At 70.2% G+C, this 13,418-nt stretch carries 14 protein-coding genes; 8 read left to right on the top strand and 6 right to left on the bottom strand.

The genetic code is table 11. The features are described from left to right. Nucleotides 1–42 precede the first annotated feature (42 nt). Complete coding sequence (locus tag KVT45_RS24505) at nucleotides 43–1,740, top strand: PQQ-binding-like beta-propeller repeat protein (protein WP_217550862.1); 1,698 nt, start codon at nucleotides 43–45, stop codon at nucleotides 1,738–1,740. 203 nt (nucleotides 1,741–1,943) lie between these two features. Next, nucleotides 1,944–2,636, top strand: a complete 693-nt coding sequence (locus KVT45_RS24500) for a LuxR C-terminal-related transcriptional regulator (RefSeq protein ID WP_217550860.1) — start codon at nucleotides 1,944–1,946, stop codon at nucleotides 2,634–2,636. 108 nt (nucleotides 2,637–2,744) lie between these two features. Here the strand turns inward: KVT45_RS24500 and KVT45_RS24495 are convergent, their stop codons facing one another. Together KVT45_RS24495 and KVT45_RS24490 are read right to left on the bottom strand one after the other, a co-directional pair. Next, nucleotides 2,745–3,059, bottom strand: coding sequence for a hypothetical protein (locus KVT45_RS24495; protein ID WP_217550858.1), 315 nt, complete (start codon nucleotides 3,057–3,059; stop codon nucleotides 2,745–2,747). A gap of 27 nt (nucleotides 3,060–3,086) precedes the next feature. Next, complete coding sequence (locus KVT45_RS24490) at nucleotides 3,087–4,736, bottom strand: sodium:solute symporter family protein (protein ID WP_217551012.1); 1,650 nt, start codon at nucleotides 4,734–4,736, stop codon at nucleotides 3,087–3,089. A gap of 200 nt (nucleotides 4,737–4,936) precedes the next feature. On the opposite strand from KVT45_RS24490, the gene galT reads away from it, so the two are divergent. From galT to galK, 3 genes are read left to right on the top strand one after another with little or no spacing between them, the layout of a single operon-like run. Further along, on the top strand, nucleotides 4,937–5,995 hold the full coding sequence (gene galT, locus KVT45_RS24485; RefSeq protein WP_217550856.1) for a galactose-1-phosphate uridylyltransferase: 1,059 nt from the start codon (nucleotides 4,937–4,939) through the stop codon (nucleotides 5,993–5,995). Beyond that, nucleotides 5,995–6,957 (top strand): UDP-glucose 4-epimerase GalE, encoded by a 963-nt coding sequence (gene galE, locus KVT45_RS24480; protein WP_217550854.1) that lies wholly within the window; start codon nucleotides 5,995–5,997, stop codon nucleotides 6,955–6,957. The genes galT and galE overlap by 1 nt, the downstream gene beginning before the upstream one ends. Further along, a complete protein-coding gene (galK, locus tag KVT45_RS24475; protein ID WP_217550852.1) occupies nucleotides 6,957–8,117 on the top strand; it encodes a galactokinase in 1,161 nt (386 codons plus the stop codon). The genes galE and galK overlap by 1 nt, the downstream gene beginning before the upstream one ends. 3 nt (nucleotides 8,118–8,120) lie before the next feature. Here the strand turns inward: galK and KVT45_RS24470 are convergent, their stop codons facing one another. Then, nucleotides 8,121–8,579, bottom strand: coding sequence for a GNAT family N-acetyltransferase (locus tag KVT45_RS24470; protein WP_217551010.1), 459 nt, complete (start codon nucleotides 8,577–8,579; stop codon nucleotides 8,121–8,123). Nucleotides 8,580–8,840: 261 nt separating this feature from the next. Between KVT45_RS24470 and KVT45_RS24465 the strand changes: the two genes are divergently transcribed. Beyond that, on the top strand, nucleotides 8,841–9,614 hold the full coding sequence (locus KVT45_RS24465) for a response regulator transcription factor (protein ID WP_217550850.1): 774 nt from the start codon (nucleotides 8,841–8,843) through the stop codon (nucleotides 9,612–9,614). Nucleotides 9,615–9,732: 118 nt separating this feature from the next. Here KVT45_RS24465 and KVT45_RS24460 read toward each other — a convergent pair whose 3' ends face one another. Then, on the bottom strand, nucleotides 9,733–10,230 hold the full coding sequence (locus KVT45_RS24460) for a MarR family winged helix-turn-helix transcriptional regulator (RefSeq protein WP_217550848.1): 498 nt from the start codon (nucleotides 10,228–10,230) through the stop codon (nucleotides 9,733–9,735). Nucleotides 10,231–10,319: 89 nt separating this feature from the next. Here KVT45_RS24460 and KVT45_RS24455 point away from each other — a divergent pair, with 89 nt between their 5' ends. Both KVT45_RS24455 and KVT45_RS24450 read left to right on the top strand, forming a co-directional pair. Then, nucleotides 10,320–11,132 carry a trans-aconitate 2-methyltransferase gene (locus tag KVT45_RS24455; RefSeq protein WP_217550846.1) on the top strand — a complete coding sequence of 271 codons (813 nt, stop codon included), beginning with the start codon at nucleotides 10,320–10,322 and terminating at the stop codon, nucleotides 11,130–11,132. After that, nucleotides 11,132–11,521 carry a VOC family protein gene (locus KVT45_RS24450; RefSeq protein ID WP_217550844.1) on the top strand — a complete coding sequence of 130 codons (390 nt, stop codon included), beginning with the start codon at nucleotides 11,132–11,134 and terminating at the stop codon, nucleotides 11,519–11,521. Before KVT45_RS24455 ends, KVT45_RS24450 begins: the two co-directional genes overlap by 1 nt. A gap of 19 nt (nucleotides 11,522–11,540) precedes the next feature. Here KVT45_RS24450 and KVT45_RS24445 read toward each other — a convergent pair whose 3' ends face one another. Next, complete coding sequence (locus KVT45_RS24445; protein ID WP_089102228.1) at nucleotides 11,541–12,215, bottom strand: TetR/AcrR family transcriptional regulator; 675 nt, start codon at nucleotides 12,213–12,215, stop codon at nucleotides 11,541–11,543. After that, nucleotides 12,212–13,222: a fatty acid desaturase gene (locus KVT45_RS24440; protein WP_217550842.1), complete on the bottom strand. Its 1,011-nt coding sequence runs from the start codon at nucleotides 13,220–13,222 to the stop codon at nucleotides 12,212–12,214. The genes KVT45_RS24445 and KVT45_RS24440 overlap by 4 nt, the downstream gene beginning before the upstream one ends. Between the last annotated feature and the right edge of the window lie 196 nt (nucleotides 13,223–13,418).

The raw sequence follows: 13,418 nt of genomic DNA, 5'->3' as shown, positions 1-13,418 counted from the left end.
TCCCCAGCCGTCTCACGCGCCGTCTCCCGAGGTACCCCCGTCATGACCCAGCCGCCCCCGCCCCCGCCCAACCAGCCCCCGCAGCAGCCCGGATTCGGCGCACCGCAGCCCCAGCCGGGCTACGGCTACCCACAGCAGCCCCCGGCACCCCAGCCGGGTTACGGCTATCCGCAACAGTCCCCGAACCCGTACGCCCAGCAGCCCGGCTACGGCTACCCGAACCAGCCGCCCCAGCCCGGCTACGGCTACCAGGGCGGCCAACCGGGCGGCCCCGCTCCCGGCCCCGGCCGGAACAACGCCACGCTGCTCATCGTCGTCGCCGCGGTCGCCGCCATCGCGCTGATCGTCGGCGGCGGCATCTGGTACGCCAGGTCCTCCGGCGGCGACGGCAAGAAGGACGACACCGCGAGCTCCAGCGGCGGCAGCACCGGCGGCCAGGACGCGAACGGCGGCGGGGACGGCGGCAAGAACGGCAAGGGCACCGAGAAGGTGCCCGCGGACCCCGCCTCCAAGGTCCTCTTCCAGGTCCCGCTGCCCACGGCGAAGGACACGACCGTCACCGCCGGTTCCTGGCTCACCGACAAGGTCTACGCGAAGAGCGGCGTCGCCCGGATCACCGGCTACGACCCCGACTCGGGCGCCGAACTGTGGACGGTCCCGCTGTCCGGCCCGGTCTGCCGCGCCAGCGAGCACGCCAGCGCGGACGGCCGGACCGCGGTCGTCTTCCAGCCGAAGATGCCCGCGAAGGGCTCCACGGCCGGCTGCACTCGGATCGCCGCGATCGACCTGAACGCCGGTAAGGAACTGTGGACCAAGACGATCAAGTCCGGTGATGTCGCGGTCAACTTCGACAACGTGACGGTCGCTCAGCAGACGGTCGCGGTCGGCGGCAGCAGCGGCGGCGCCGCCTTGGACCTCGCCTCCGGCAAGATCCGCTGGCAGCCGAAGCCGGCCGACAGCTGCTACGACGCCGGCTACGGCGGCGGCGCCAAGCTGGTCGCGGTCCGCAGGTGCGGCAGCGGCGACACCGGGCAGCTGCACATCCAGACCCTCGACCCGGTCTCCGGCAAGGTGCTCTCCGAGTACAAGATGACCTCGGGCATCGACTACGCGAGCGTCGTGTCGACCGACCCGCTCGTGGTGGCCGCCGACGTCAACGACAGCGCGGGCGACGGCAGCGGCTTCTCGGACGTCTTTTCCATCGACGGCAGGACCGGCGCACTGCGCACCCGTATCTCCACGCCGGGCAGCTCCTACGCGGCCCGCTGCGACGGCATCTACGAGCTGGAGAAGTGCACGGGAGTGGTGGTCGGCAACGACAGGCTGTACCTGGCGACCGAGGAGCACGACGGCGACGGGGACTACACGAAGACCAACGAGATCGTCGCCTTCGACCTGGCCACCGGCAAGCAGACCGGCCAGCGCGCCGACGCCGGGGACAACTACACGATCACGCCCCTGCGCATGGACGGCCCCAACCTGATCGCGTACAAGAATGCGCCGTACGACAAGGGTGCCCAGGTCGTCAGCATCGACGGCGGCTCCTTCAAGGAGACCAAGCTGCTGGAGAACCCGGCGACCACGGCGGTCAAGGCGGTGGAGACCGCCATGTCACCGGAGTACGGGGAGGTCCTCTACTCCCAGGGGCACCTCTACCTGTCCGCCGGGTACGCCCACACCGCCGGTTCGTCGTCGTCGGCCAAGGAGTATCTCGTCACCGCCTTCGGAGCGGGCGGCTGATACGCGCTCTTCACCCTCGCATACGAGAAAAACCAGAGATTCCTCCGATCCGGGGCACTTCTCATCAGTAGGGGCAGCGCAACGTCGAACAAGCGTGTAGCTTCCGGGGGCATGAAGGACGAGGTGCCGGGGGGCCCTCTGTCCATGCGGACCAGTGGGCATCCATAGTGGGGCATCCATTGGGGGGACTGGGGGGTTGCTCTATGGGAGTGCGGCTCATGGTGGTCGACGACCACCGGTTGCTCGCGGAGGCGCTGGCCTCGGCGCTGAAACTGCGCGGCCACCGGGTGCTGGCGGCGGCGGCACCGGCCGCGGGCGCGGCCGAACTGGTGATCACAAGGGCACCCGAGGTGTGCCTGCTCGGTACAGCGGCACCGGCCGAGCCGGGGATCTTCGACCCGGTGGTGCGGATCAAGAAGGAGCGGCCGCAGGTCGCGGTGCTGGTGCTGGGCCCGGTGCCGTCCCCGCGGGGCATCGCGGCGGCCTTCGCCGCGGGCGCCTCCGGGTATGTACGGCACGACGAGCGGATAGAGGGCGTCGAGCGGGCGATCATGAAGGCGCGGGCCGGGGAGGCCGCCGTGGCACCCGCCCTCCTCCAGGGCGCCTTCGCCGAACTCCTCAACCCGGCCGCCCAGCCCGACGACGAGGGCCAGCGCCTCCTCCAGATGCTCACCCCGAGGGAGGTGGAGGTCCTGGTGCGGGTGGCTGACGGCGAGGACACGAGGCTGATCGCGGCGGGCATGGGCATCGCCCCGAGCACGGCACGTACGCATGTACAGAGGGTGCTGATGAAGCTGGGGGTGGGGTCGAGGCTGGAGGCGGCTGCGCTCGCGGCGCGCACGGGGCTCCTGGACAGGGCAGGCCCGCTCAACAATTCAGCAGGGCCGGACATTTAGCCGACGGCCACCGCACCCACCCAGGGGCGCGGGGCTGTATCAATTTGCGGCTCCGCCGCGCGGGCGCGACCAGCCCCCACGCACCCGCAGCCGGAACACAACCGGAAATCAGTCGTCGGCCTCTCCCACCGGAGGAGTGGGCCGCACCCACAGCCACACCAGAAAGAACACCCCCAGCAACAGCATCCCGATCCCGGTCCACAGGTTGATGTTGATCCCCTGCGCCTTGTCGATCTCGGCTTGCGAGTCCGTGATCCCGGTGATCGTGACGATGATCCCGTACAGCACGAACAACCCACCGATGATCCGCCGCAGATCGAAGATGCGCGCGGCGGTCGCCGATTTGCCCTCCAGCTCGGTGACTTCCCGCTGGACGTCCTGCTCGGAGTAGTGGAACCCGGAGTGCCCGGAGTCGTCGGTCATGGTCTCTCCATTCTGCAGCGACGGCGATCAGAACGAGAACGGCACATAGCAGAGGGCGGCCAGGATCACCGCGCCCCAGCCCAGCAGTGCCGGCCGCCGGTACCAGGCCTCGTCGCCGGGCGCGGGCGCCTCCGTCATGCCGGGGGAGCGCGTGCCGTAGACGAGGCCCGCGAGCTCCGCCTCCGGCTTGGGCGCGGTGAACAGGGACACGATCACCATCACCACCGCGCCGGCGACGAAGCCGGCGATCGCGGAGACGAAGTTGGCGCCCTGGTCGGTGGGGATGCCGATGATGCCCTTCTTGTAGAGGACGAAGTAGTTGACCATCGCGGTCACGGTGCCCGCGAGCAGCCCCCAGAAGCCGGATTTCGCCGAGGCCCGCTTCCAGAACATGCCGACGATGAAGACGACGAACATCGGCACGTTGAAGAAGGAGAACAGCGTCTGGAGGTAGCTCATGATGTTCGAGAACGACGACGCCAGGAACGCCGTACCGATGGACGCGCAGACGCCGATCGCCGTGATGAGGCGTCCGAAGCGCACGTAGTAGCCGTCCTCACGGCCTCTGACCACGTACTTCGCCCAGATGTCCGTCGTGAAGACGGTGTTGAAGGACGAGACGTTGGCCGCCATGCCGGCCATGAAGGCGGCCAGCAGTCCGGTGACCGCGATGCCGAGCACGCCGTTGGGCAGCAGCTGTGACATCAGATACGGGATCGCGTCGTTGTACTGGAGGTCCGAGCCGGGCCTGCCGATGCCCGGCACCAGCGCGGCGGCGACCAGGCCCGGGATCATCACCAGGAAGACGATGAAGATCTTCGGGTAGGCGGCGATCAGCGGCGTGCGCTGCGCGGCGGAGAGGTTCTTCGCCGACAGGGCGCGCTGCACCTCGGCGAAGTTCGTCGTCCAGTAGCCGAAGGAGAGCACGAAGCCGAGGCCGACGACGATGGTCAGCCAGTTCGCGCCGAGCGGGTTGACGGAGCCGATGCCGGTGCCGCCCCAGGCGGTCGTGAAGTTGCGGCCGTGGGTGGCGGTGAGCTTGTCGACCAGGCCGTCCCAGCCGCCGACCTTCTTCAGGCCGAGCACGGACAGCGGGATGAGGGCGGCGAGGATCACGAAGAACTGCAGTACCTCGTTGTAGATGGCGGAGGAGAGACCACCGAGGGTGATGTACGCCAGCACGAACGCGCCGGCGACCACGATCGCCACCCACTGCGGCCAGCCGAGCAGCGCCTCCACGACGATCGCCAGGGCGTACAGGTTCACACCGGCGATCAGAATGGCCGCGAAGGCGAACAGGATCGAACTCAGCAGGTGCGCGGCTCTGTCGAAGCGGAGCAGCAGCATCTCGGGGACCGAGCGGACCTTGCTGCCGTAGTAGAAGGGCATCATCACCAGGCCCAGGAAGACCATGGCCGGAATGGCGCCGATCCAGTACCAGTGCACGGTGTACGCGCCGTACTGCGCGCTGTTGGCGGCCATGCCGAGGATCTCGGTGGCGGCCAGGTTCGCCGAGATGAACGCGAGACCGGTGATCCAGGCGGGCAGCGACCGCCCGGAGAGGAAGAAGTCGAGGCTGGTCTTCACCGAGCGGCGGGCCGCGAAGCCGATGCCCAGGACGACGACGAAGTAGATCGCGAGGATCGTGTAGTCCAGGCCGTTGGTGGGGAGCCGCAGCCCCGCCGCGAGGTCCGTGGTGAGGTCCGCCGCGAGGTGTGTGGGGGATACGGGGGCATCTGTGGGGTTCTGCACCCAGTAATTCAACACTTTCGTTGTCTCACCTTGATTGATTGCGATGTTGACTGGGGTGGTGAGTTGTGTTTTGGTGTGTTCGGTTCTGTTTGATGGTTGGCTGGCTCGATCAATGGGAGTCCGCAGTGAAGAAGACCTCGACCCGGCTGGCCGACGGTCGCGAACTCATCTACTACGACCTGCGCGACGACACCGTGCGGGACGCGGTGGACCGCCGTCCGCTGGAGCGGACGCACACCACCTCCGAGATCCGGAGGGATCCGCTCCTCGGCGACCAGGTGGCCATCGCCTCGCACCGGCAGGGCCGCACCTACCACCCGCCGGCCGACCAGTGCCCGCTGTGCCCGACCAAGGGCGACCGGCTGAGCGAGATCCCGGACTCGTCGTACGACGTCGTGGTCTTCGAGAACCGTTTCCCCTCGCTGGCCGGCGACTCCGGGCGCTGTGAGGTGGTCTGCTTCACCTCGGACCACGACGCGTCCTTCGCGAGCCTCACCGAGGAGCAGGCGGGCCTGGTCCTGGACGCGTGGACCGACCGGACGTCGGAGCTGTCGCATCTCCCCTCCGTCGAGCAGGTGTTCTGCTTCGAGAACCGCGGCGAGGAGATCGGCGTGACGCTCGGTCACCCGCACGGCCAGATCTACGCGTACCCCTTCACCACCCCGCGCACCGCCCTGATGCTGCGCTCACTCGCCGCCCACAAGGAGGCCACCGGCGGAGAGAACCTCTTCGACGCCGTGCTGGCGCGTGAACTCGCCGACGAGCGGGTCGTCCTTGAGAGTGAACACTGGGTCGCCTTCGTGCCGTACGCGGCACACTGGCCCTACGAGGTCCACCTGTACCCGAAGCGCCGTGTCCCCGACCTGCTCGGGCTCGACGAGGCGGCACGCTCAGAGTTCCCCCAGGTTTATCTGGAACTCTTGAGGCGCTTCGACCGTATCTTCGGTGAGGGTGAGCCTCCCACGCCCTACATCGCCGCCTGGCACCAGGCGCCGTTCGGGACGCTGGAGGAGTTCGAGGGTGTCACGCGCGACGACTTCGCGCTGCACCTGGAGCTTTTCACCATCCGCCGAACGTCCGGCAAGCTGAAGTTTCTCGCGGGTTCCGAGTCGGGCATGAGCGTGTTCATCAACGACGTGCCGCCGGAGCGCGCGGCCGAGCGACTGCGAGAGGTAGCGAGTTGATGAAGTACCTGGTGACGGGCGGGGCGGGTTACGTCGGCAGCGTGGTCGCCCAGCACCTGCTGGAGGCGGGCCACGAGGTCACCGTCCTCGACAACCTCTCCACGGGCTTCCGCGAGGGCGTCCCCGCGGGCGCCGCCTTCGTCGAGGGCGACATCCGCGACGCCGCCAAGTGGCTGGACTCCTCCTACGAGGCGGTGCTGCACTTCGCCGCGTTCTCCCAGGTCGGCGAGTCGGTCGTGAAGCCCGAGAAGTACTGGGACAACAACGTCGGCGGCACCATGGCGCTGCTCGCCGCGATGCGCGAGGCCGGCGTCCGCAAGCTCGTCTTCTCCTCCACGGCGGCCACCTACGGCGAGCCGGAGCAGGTCCCGATCGTCGAGACCGCCCCCACCCAGCCGACCAACCCGTACGGCGCCACCAAGCTCGCCGTCGACCACATGATCACCGGCGAGGCCGCCGCGCACGGCCTGGGCGCGGTCTCCCTGCGCTACTTCAACGTGGCCGGGGCGTACGGCGCGCAGGGCGAGCGCCACAACCCCGAGTCGCACCTGATCCCGCTGGTCCTCCAGGTCGCCCAGGGCAGGCGCGAGGCCATCTCCGTCTTCGGCGACGACTACCCGACGCCCGACGGCACCTGCATCCGCGACTACATCCACGTCGCCGACCTGGCCGACGCCCACCTGCTGGCCCTGACGGCCGCACGCCCCGGCGAGCACCTGATCTGCAACCTCGGCAACGGCGAGGGCTTCTCGGTCCGCGAGGTCATCGAGACGGTCCGGCAGGTCACCGGCCACCCGATCCCCGAGGTCGTGGCCCCGCGCCGGGGCGGCGACCCGGCGGTCCTGGTCGCCTCGGCGGCCACCGCCCGCGAGAAGCTGGGCTGGAACCCGACCCGCGCGGACCTCGCGGGGATCGTCGCGGACGCCTGGGAGTTCGCACAGCACATCGCAAGGGAGCAGTAGTGGGGGCAGCAGCACAGGTCGGAGCCGCCTTCGAGGAGCTGTACGGGACGGCTCCCGACGGCGTCTGGGCGGCACCGGGCCGGGTCAACCTGATCGGCGAGCACACCGACTACAACGACGGCTTCGTGATGCCGTTCGCGCTGCCGCACGTGGCGACGGCCGCCGTCGCCCGCCGCACCGACGGCGTGCTGCGGCTGCACTCCTCGGACGTCGAGGGCGGGATCGTCGAGCTCTCCCTCGACGCCCTGGAACCCGGCACCGACCAGGAGTGGACGGCGTACCCGGCGGGTGTGGTCTGGGCGCTGCGCGAGGCCGGCCACCCGGTCACCGGCGCCGATGTCCACCTCGCCTCCACTGTGCCGACCGGCGCCGGCCTGTCCTCCTCCGCGGCCCTGGAGGTGGTGATCGCCCTCGCGCTCAACGACCTCTACGAACTGGGCCTGCAGCGCTGGCAGCTGGCCCGCCTGTGCCAGCGCGCGGAGAACGTCTACGTCGGGGCGCCGACCGGCATCATGGACCAGACGGCGTCCGCCTGCTGCGAGGCCGGCCACGCCCTGTTCCTGGACACCCGCGACCTCTCGCAGAAGCAGATCCCCTTCGACCTCGCGGCCGAGGGCATGCGCCTGCTGGTCGTCGACACCCAGGTCAAGCACGCGCACAGCGGCGGCGAGTACGGCAAGCGCCGCGCGGGCTGCGAGAAGGGTGCGGCCCTGCTCGGCGTGGACGCGCTGCGGGACATCGCCTACGCCGACCTGGAGCCCGCGCTCGAACGCCTCGGTGACGAGGAAGAGGTACGGCGCCTGGTCCGGCACGTCGTCACCGAGGACCACCGCGTCGAGCGCGTCGTCGCCCTCCTCGAAGCGGGCGACAACCGCGCCATCGGCCCGGTCCTCACCGAGGGCCACGCCTCTCTCCGCGACGACTTCCAGGTCTCCTGCCCCGAGCTGGACCTGGTCGTGGAGGCGGCGAACGCGGCCGGTGCGCTGGGCGCCCGGATGACCGGCGGCGGCTTCGGCGGCTCGGCGATCGTCCTCGCCGAGGCGGCCGACGTCGACACGATCACCAAGGCGGTCGAGGAGGCCTTCGCGGCGGCCGGTTTCAAGGCCCCGCGGGTGTTCGAGGCGGTGCCGTCGGCGGGCGCCCGGCGGGAGCAGGGCTGAGGCTCAGCCCAGCCGCTTCGTCAGCGTGTACTCCGTGATCCCCGGCGGATAGTCGGGGATCACGCACACCACCTCGTACCCCTGCTTCTTGTAGAACTCCGGGGCCTGGAAGTCCCAGGTCTCCAGGCGGGCGGCGGTGCAGCCGCGGTCCGCGCGGGCGATGCGCTCGGCCTCCGCGAGCAGGCCGCCGCCGAGGCCGGTGCCGCGATGGCGGGCGTCCACCCAGAGGTAGGTGACGTGCAGCCAGGACGCCCAGCTGTGCCCGACAAGACCGCCGGCCAGGTCGCCCGAACCCTCGTCCGTCGCCCACAGGTGCAGCGGGACCTCGCGTTCGGCCGGTGTGCCGCGCAGGGCCGCCAGGACGGGAGAGGCCGCCGTGTTGGTGGCCAGCAGCCGGGCGCGGAGCAGATCGCGTCGTTCCTTGTCGACTTCCGCCTCAATACGAAACATGCGGCACACCATAAACGCGTCGGCCGGGCAGTTCTGCAAATTGCCTTCCGCTCCCGGCGACCGCCCGTACTCTGATGAGCAGTACCGGTGGGGGCCGGTACTGATCAGGGGGCGAGACAAGTCGGATACGACGCCCGCGGTGGGGGTAGCAGTTCAGGCACGGCGGCGGCCGTGCGGTTCCGTCCCTCCGCGGGTGTCGTGTCCGCATGGTTTGTCGTTCTCCGGACCTTGGGGTATCCCCAGCTCGTGAAGAGCACTGGGGAAGGGGGTTTCGTGGTTCGTATCCGAGTCCTGGTCGTCGACGACCACCGCATCTTCGCCGAGTCACTGGCCGCCGCACTGGCTGCCGAGCCCGACGTCGACGTGTCCGCGGCCGGCAGCGGTCCGGCCGCGCTGCGCTGCCTGGAGCGCGCGGTCGCCGAGGGCCGCCGCTACGACGTGCTGCTCGTCGACGCCGACCTGGGCGGTCAACTGCCCGGTGGCCGGGCGGCCGTGCCGGTGCAGGAGGCCAACGAGGAGGGGCTGGTCGACGGCATATCGCTGGTCGCCGGCGTCCGCTCGGCCCAGCCCGCCGTCCGGGTCGTCGTCCTCGCCGAGAAGGACGACCCGCGGCGCGCGGCCCTGGCCCTGCAGGCCGGCGCCTCCGGCTGGGTCGCCAAGGACTGCTCGCTGTCCCGGCTGCTGAACGTCATCCGGGGCGTGCTGCGCGACGAGACGCATCTGCCGCCCGCCCTGCTGACCGGGGTGCTGCGGGAGTTGACGGCCGCGCGCAAGCACCGCACCGAGAGCGAGCGGCTCGTGGAGTCCCTCACGCCGAGAGAGCGGGAAGTGCTCCGGTGCATGGTGGCGGGCCTGGGGCGCAAGGCCGTCGCCGAGCGCCTCTTCCTGTCCCCGCACACCGTCCGCACCCACATGCAGAACGTCCTCGGCAAACTGGGCGTCCACTCCACCCTGGCCGCGGTCGCACTCGCACGCCGGGCCGGGGTGGGGCCGGTGGACCTGGGGCCCGCCGGGCGGATCATGCCGGAGGAGAGCAGCAGCGCCTGACCAGCGCCCCGTAGGGGCGCGGGGCTGTATCAATATGCGGCTCCGCCGCGTGGGCGCGACCAGCCACAACGGCGCCGCAGCCGACCGACGGCCTACCGCGGTACTTCCAGCGGAGCGCCTAGCCGGGGATGTTGTCGAACGGGGCGGTCAACTGGCGTAGCAGTCCGGCGAGTTCGGATCGCTGGGTGGGGGAGAGCTCGCCGAGGATAGCCCGCTCCTGGTCGAGGAGGCCGGCCAGGGCCTGGTCCGCGCGGTCCTGGCCCTCGGTGGTCAGGCGTACCAGCACGCCCCGCCGGTCGCTGGGGTCCGGCAGCCGTTCCACCAGGCTCTTCTTGGCCAGCCGGTCGATCCGGTTGGTCATCGTCCCCGAGGTGACCAGGGTCTGCGTCAGCAGCTGCCCGGGGGAGAGCTGGTACGGCGTGCCCGCGCGCCTCAGCGCGGTCAGCACGTCGAACTCCCAGGGCTCCAGGCTGTGCTCGGCGAAGGCCAGCCGACGTGCCCGGTCCAGGTGCCGCGCCAGCCGGCTCACCCGGCTGAGCACCTCGAGCGGTTCCACGTCGAGGTCCGGGCGCTCCCGGCGCCACGCAGCGACCAGCCGATCGACCTCGTCCTCCATGGCGATCAGTGTAGTGGTTGTGTCGACATGAAGTCTCTTGATGTCGAGTCTCTTGACATCAAGAGATCTTCGCGGGGAAAGTGGTCGGCATGACGACGCCCTCCTGGGACCCCACCCAGTACCTCCGCCACGCCGGCCACCGCGCCCGCCCCTTCACCGACCTTCTGGCCCGCATCCCCGACCTCCCCGGCGAACCCCCGGCCGTCGCGGACCTCGGCTGCGGCCCCGGCAACGTGACCGCTGTCCTCGCCGACCGCTGGCCCAGCGCGCACATCACCGGCTACGACAACTCGACCGCGATGCTCGACAAGGCCCAGGTCGACCACGCGGGACCCACCCCCGGCGGCGGCCGCCTCGACTTCGCCCACGCCGACCTGCGCACCTGGGCGCCCGAACGGTCGTACGACCTGATCGTGTCGAACGCGGCGCTCCACTGGGTCCCCGGCCACCTCGACCGCTTCGCCGGCTGGCTGGACGCGCTCGTTCCCGGCGGCAGCTTCGCCTTCCAGGTGCCGAACAACATCGACGCGCCCCTGCACGCCCTGATGCGCGAGCTCGCCGCCACGCCCCGCTGGAAGGCCCGGCTCGCCGACGTCCTGCGCCACGAGGACTCCGTCCACCCGCCCGTCGCCTACCTCGACCGGCTCGCCCGCCTCGGCTGCGCCACCGACGTCTGGGAGACCACCTACCTGCACGTCCTGGAGGGCGAGGACCCCGTCCTGGACTGGGTCAAGGGCACCGGGCTGCGCCCCGCCCTCACCGTCCTCGGCGACGACCCCGAGGCCCGGGACGCCTTCGTCGCCGAGTACCGCGACCTGCTGCGCGAGGCCTACCCGAGCGCCCCGTACGGCACGGTCCTGCCGTTCCGCCGGCTGTTCGCCGTCGCCCGCAAGGAGGGCTGATGCTCGCCGCCGTCGACCACGTCCAGCTCGCCGCCCCGCCCGGCTCGGAGGACGCGCTGCGGGCGTACTACGGGGACGCCCTCGGCATGACCGAGGTGGCCAAGCCGCCGGTGCTCGCGGCGCGCGGCGGCTGCTGGTTCGAGGCCGGCACCGTCCGGCTCCACCTGGGCGTCGAGAACGCCCCCGCCGGAGGCGGAGAATGTCACTGTCATCCGGCGAAGAAGGCCCACCCGGGCCTGCGGGTCACGGACATCGACGCGTACGCCGCCCGGCTGACCGCCCACGGCGCCCCCGTCACCTGGGACGACGACCTCCCCGGCCACCGTCGCTTCTACTCCGCGGACCCCGTCGGCAACCGGCTGGAGTTCCTGGAGCCCGCCACGGCGTGAGACGGCGCGTGAGGCGGTCCTACGCCTTGCGGCGCCCTATCAGGTGCGGCTTCTGCTCCAGGCCGTCCAGGCCGTGCCAGGACAGGTTCACCAGGTGGGCGGCGACCTCCGCCTTCTTCGGACGGCGCACGTCCAGCCACCACTGGCCGGTCAGCGCGACCATGCCCACCAGCGCCTGCGCGTACAGCGGGGCCAGCTTGGGATCGAAGCCGCGGGACTTGAACTCGCGGCCCAGGATGTCCTCCACCTGGGTGGCGATGTCCGAGATGAGGGACGCGAAGGAACCCGTCGACTGGGGGATGGGGGAGTCCCGGACCAGGATCCGGAAGCCGTCCGTGTACTCCTCGATGTAGTCGAGGAGGGCGAACGCGGCCTGCTCCAGCAGCTCCCGCGGATGACCGGCGGTGAGGGAACTGGTCACCATGTCCAGCAACCGCCGCATCTCCCGGTCGACCACCACCGCGTACAGCCCCTCCTTGCCGCCGAAGTGCTCGTACACCACCGGCTTGGAGACCCCGGCCTTCGCCGCGATCTCCTCCACCGAGGTGCCTTCGAAACCCTTCGCCGCGAAGAGGGTGCGACCGATCTCCAACAGCTGCTGGCGACGCTCCGCCCCGGTCATACGGGTACGACGCGCCCGCCGCTGCTTTTCGGGACTGGGGGTGCTGGAGTCGGTCGCCACGGCGTCAATCATGCCGCCTTCGCGGCCTCCGCCCCCTGTCGGGAGCCGCCTTCCCCGGTGTCACGGCGCGAATCGATACGTGAGCGTGACGGCCAGCGCACGTCGTACGCCCACCCCAGCTGCTCGCACCAGCGGATGATCCGCGCCGACGAGTCCAGCTGCCCGCGCTCCACCCCGTGCCGCGCCGAGGTCGGGTCGGCGTGGTGCAGGTTGTGCCAGGACTCGCCGCAGGACAGCACCGCCAGCCACCAGACGTTGCCCGAACGGTCACGCGACTTGAACGGCCGCTTGCCGACCGCGTGGCAGATCGAGTTGATCGACCACGTCACATGATGGAGCAGGGCCACCCGCACGAGTGAACCCCAGAAGAACGCGGTGAACGCGCCCCACCAGGACATCGTCACCAGACCGCCGATCAGCGGCGGCAGCGCCAGCGACAGCACCGTCCAGTAGATGAACTGCCGCGAGATCGCCCGGATCGCCGGGTCCTTGATCAGATCCGGTGCGTACTTCTCCTGCGGAGTCCGCTCCTCGTCGAACATCCAGGCGATGTGCGCCCACCACAGGCCCTTGATCAGCGCCGGCACGGTCTCGCCGTACCGCCACGGCGAATGCGGGTCGCCCTCCGCGTCGGAGAACTTGTGGTGCTTGCGGTGGTCGGCCACCCAGCGCACCAGGGGCCCCTCCACCGCCAGCGACCCCGCGATCGCCAGCGCGATCCTGAGCGGCCGTTTCGCCTTGAAGGAACCGTGGGTGAAGTAACGGTGGTAACCGATCGTCACGCCGTGACAGCCCAGATAGTAGAAGAACACCATCAGGCCCAGGTCGAGCCAGCTCACGCCCCATCCCCACGCCAGTGGCACCGCCGCCAGCAGCGCGAGGAACGGCACCACGATGAACAGCAACAGGGTGATCTGCTCCAGCGAACCCTTCCGCTCGCCCCCCAGGGTGGCGGCCGGGAGCGCGGCGTCGGCCGCCTTCCGGGGGTCTTCGATCACATTGGAACTAGACGAGGTCATGCGCGTCCCCTGTGGGGTCGAGGGTTGAGAGAGACGCCGATCCGCGGCGACCGAGCGGGACGATAGAGGTACTTCCCTACGGTTCCGTAACCTACGGCGACGTAAGTATGGCAGTGAGGCGTCTCGCGGCAAGAGCCCCAGAACCTGCGCGTCCTCATGGACACCTATCCTTGGAGTCGGTCGGACAGCGCGGTCC

Origin of the sequence: Streptomyces sp. GbtcB6, assembly GCF_019091475.1 — a bacterium.
In the GTDB taxonomy this organism is placed as follows: domain Bacteria; phylum Actinomycetota; class Actinomycetes; order Streptomycetales; family Streptomycetaceae; genus Streptomyces; species Streptomyces hyaluromycini.
This window is presented reverse-complemented; position numbering and strand designations above follow the sequence as displayed.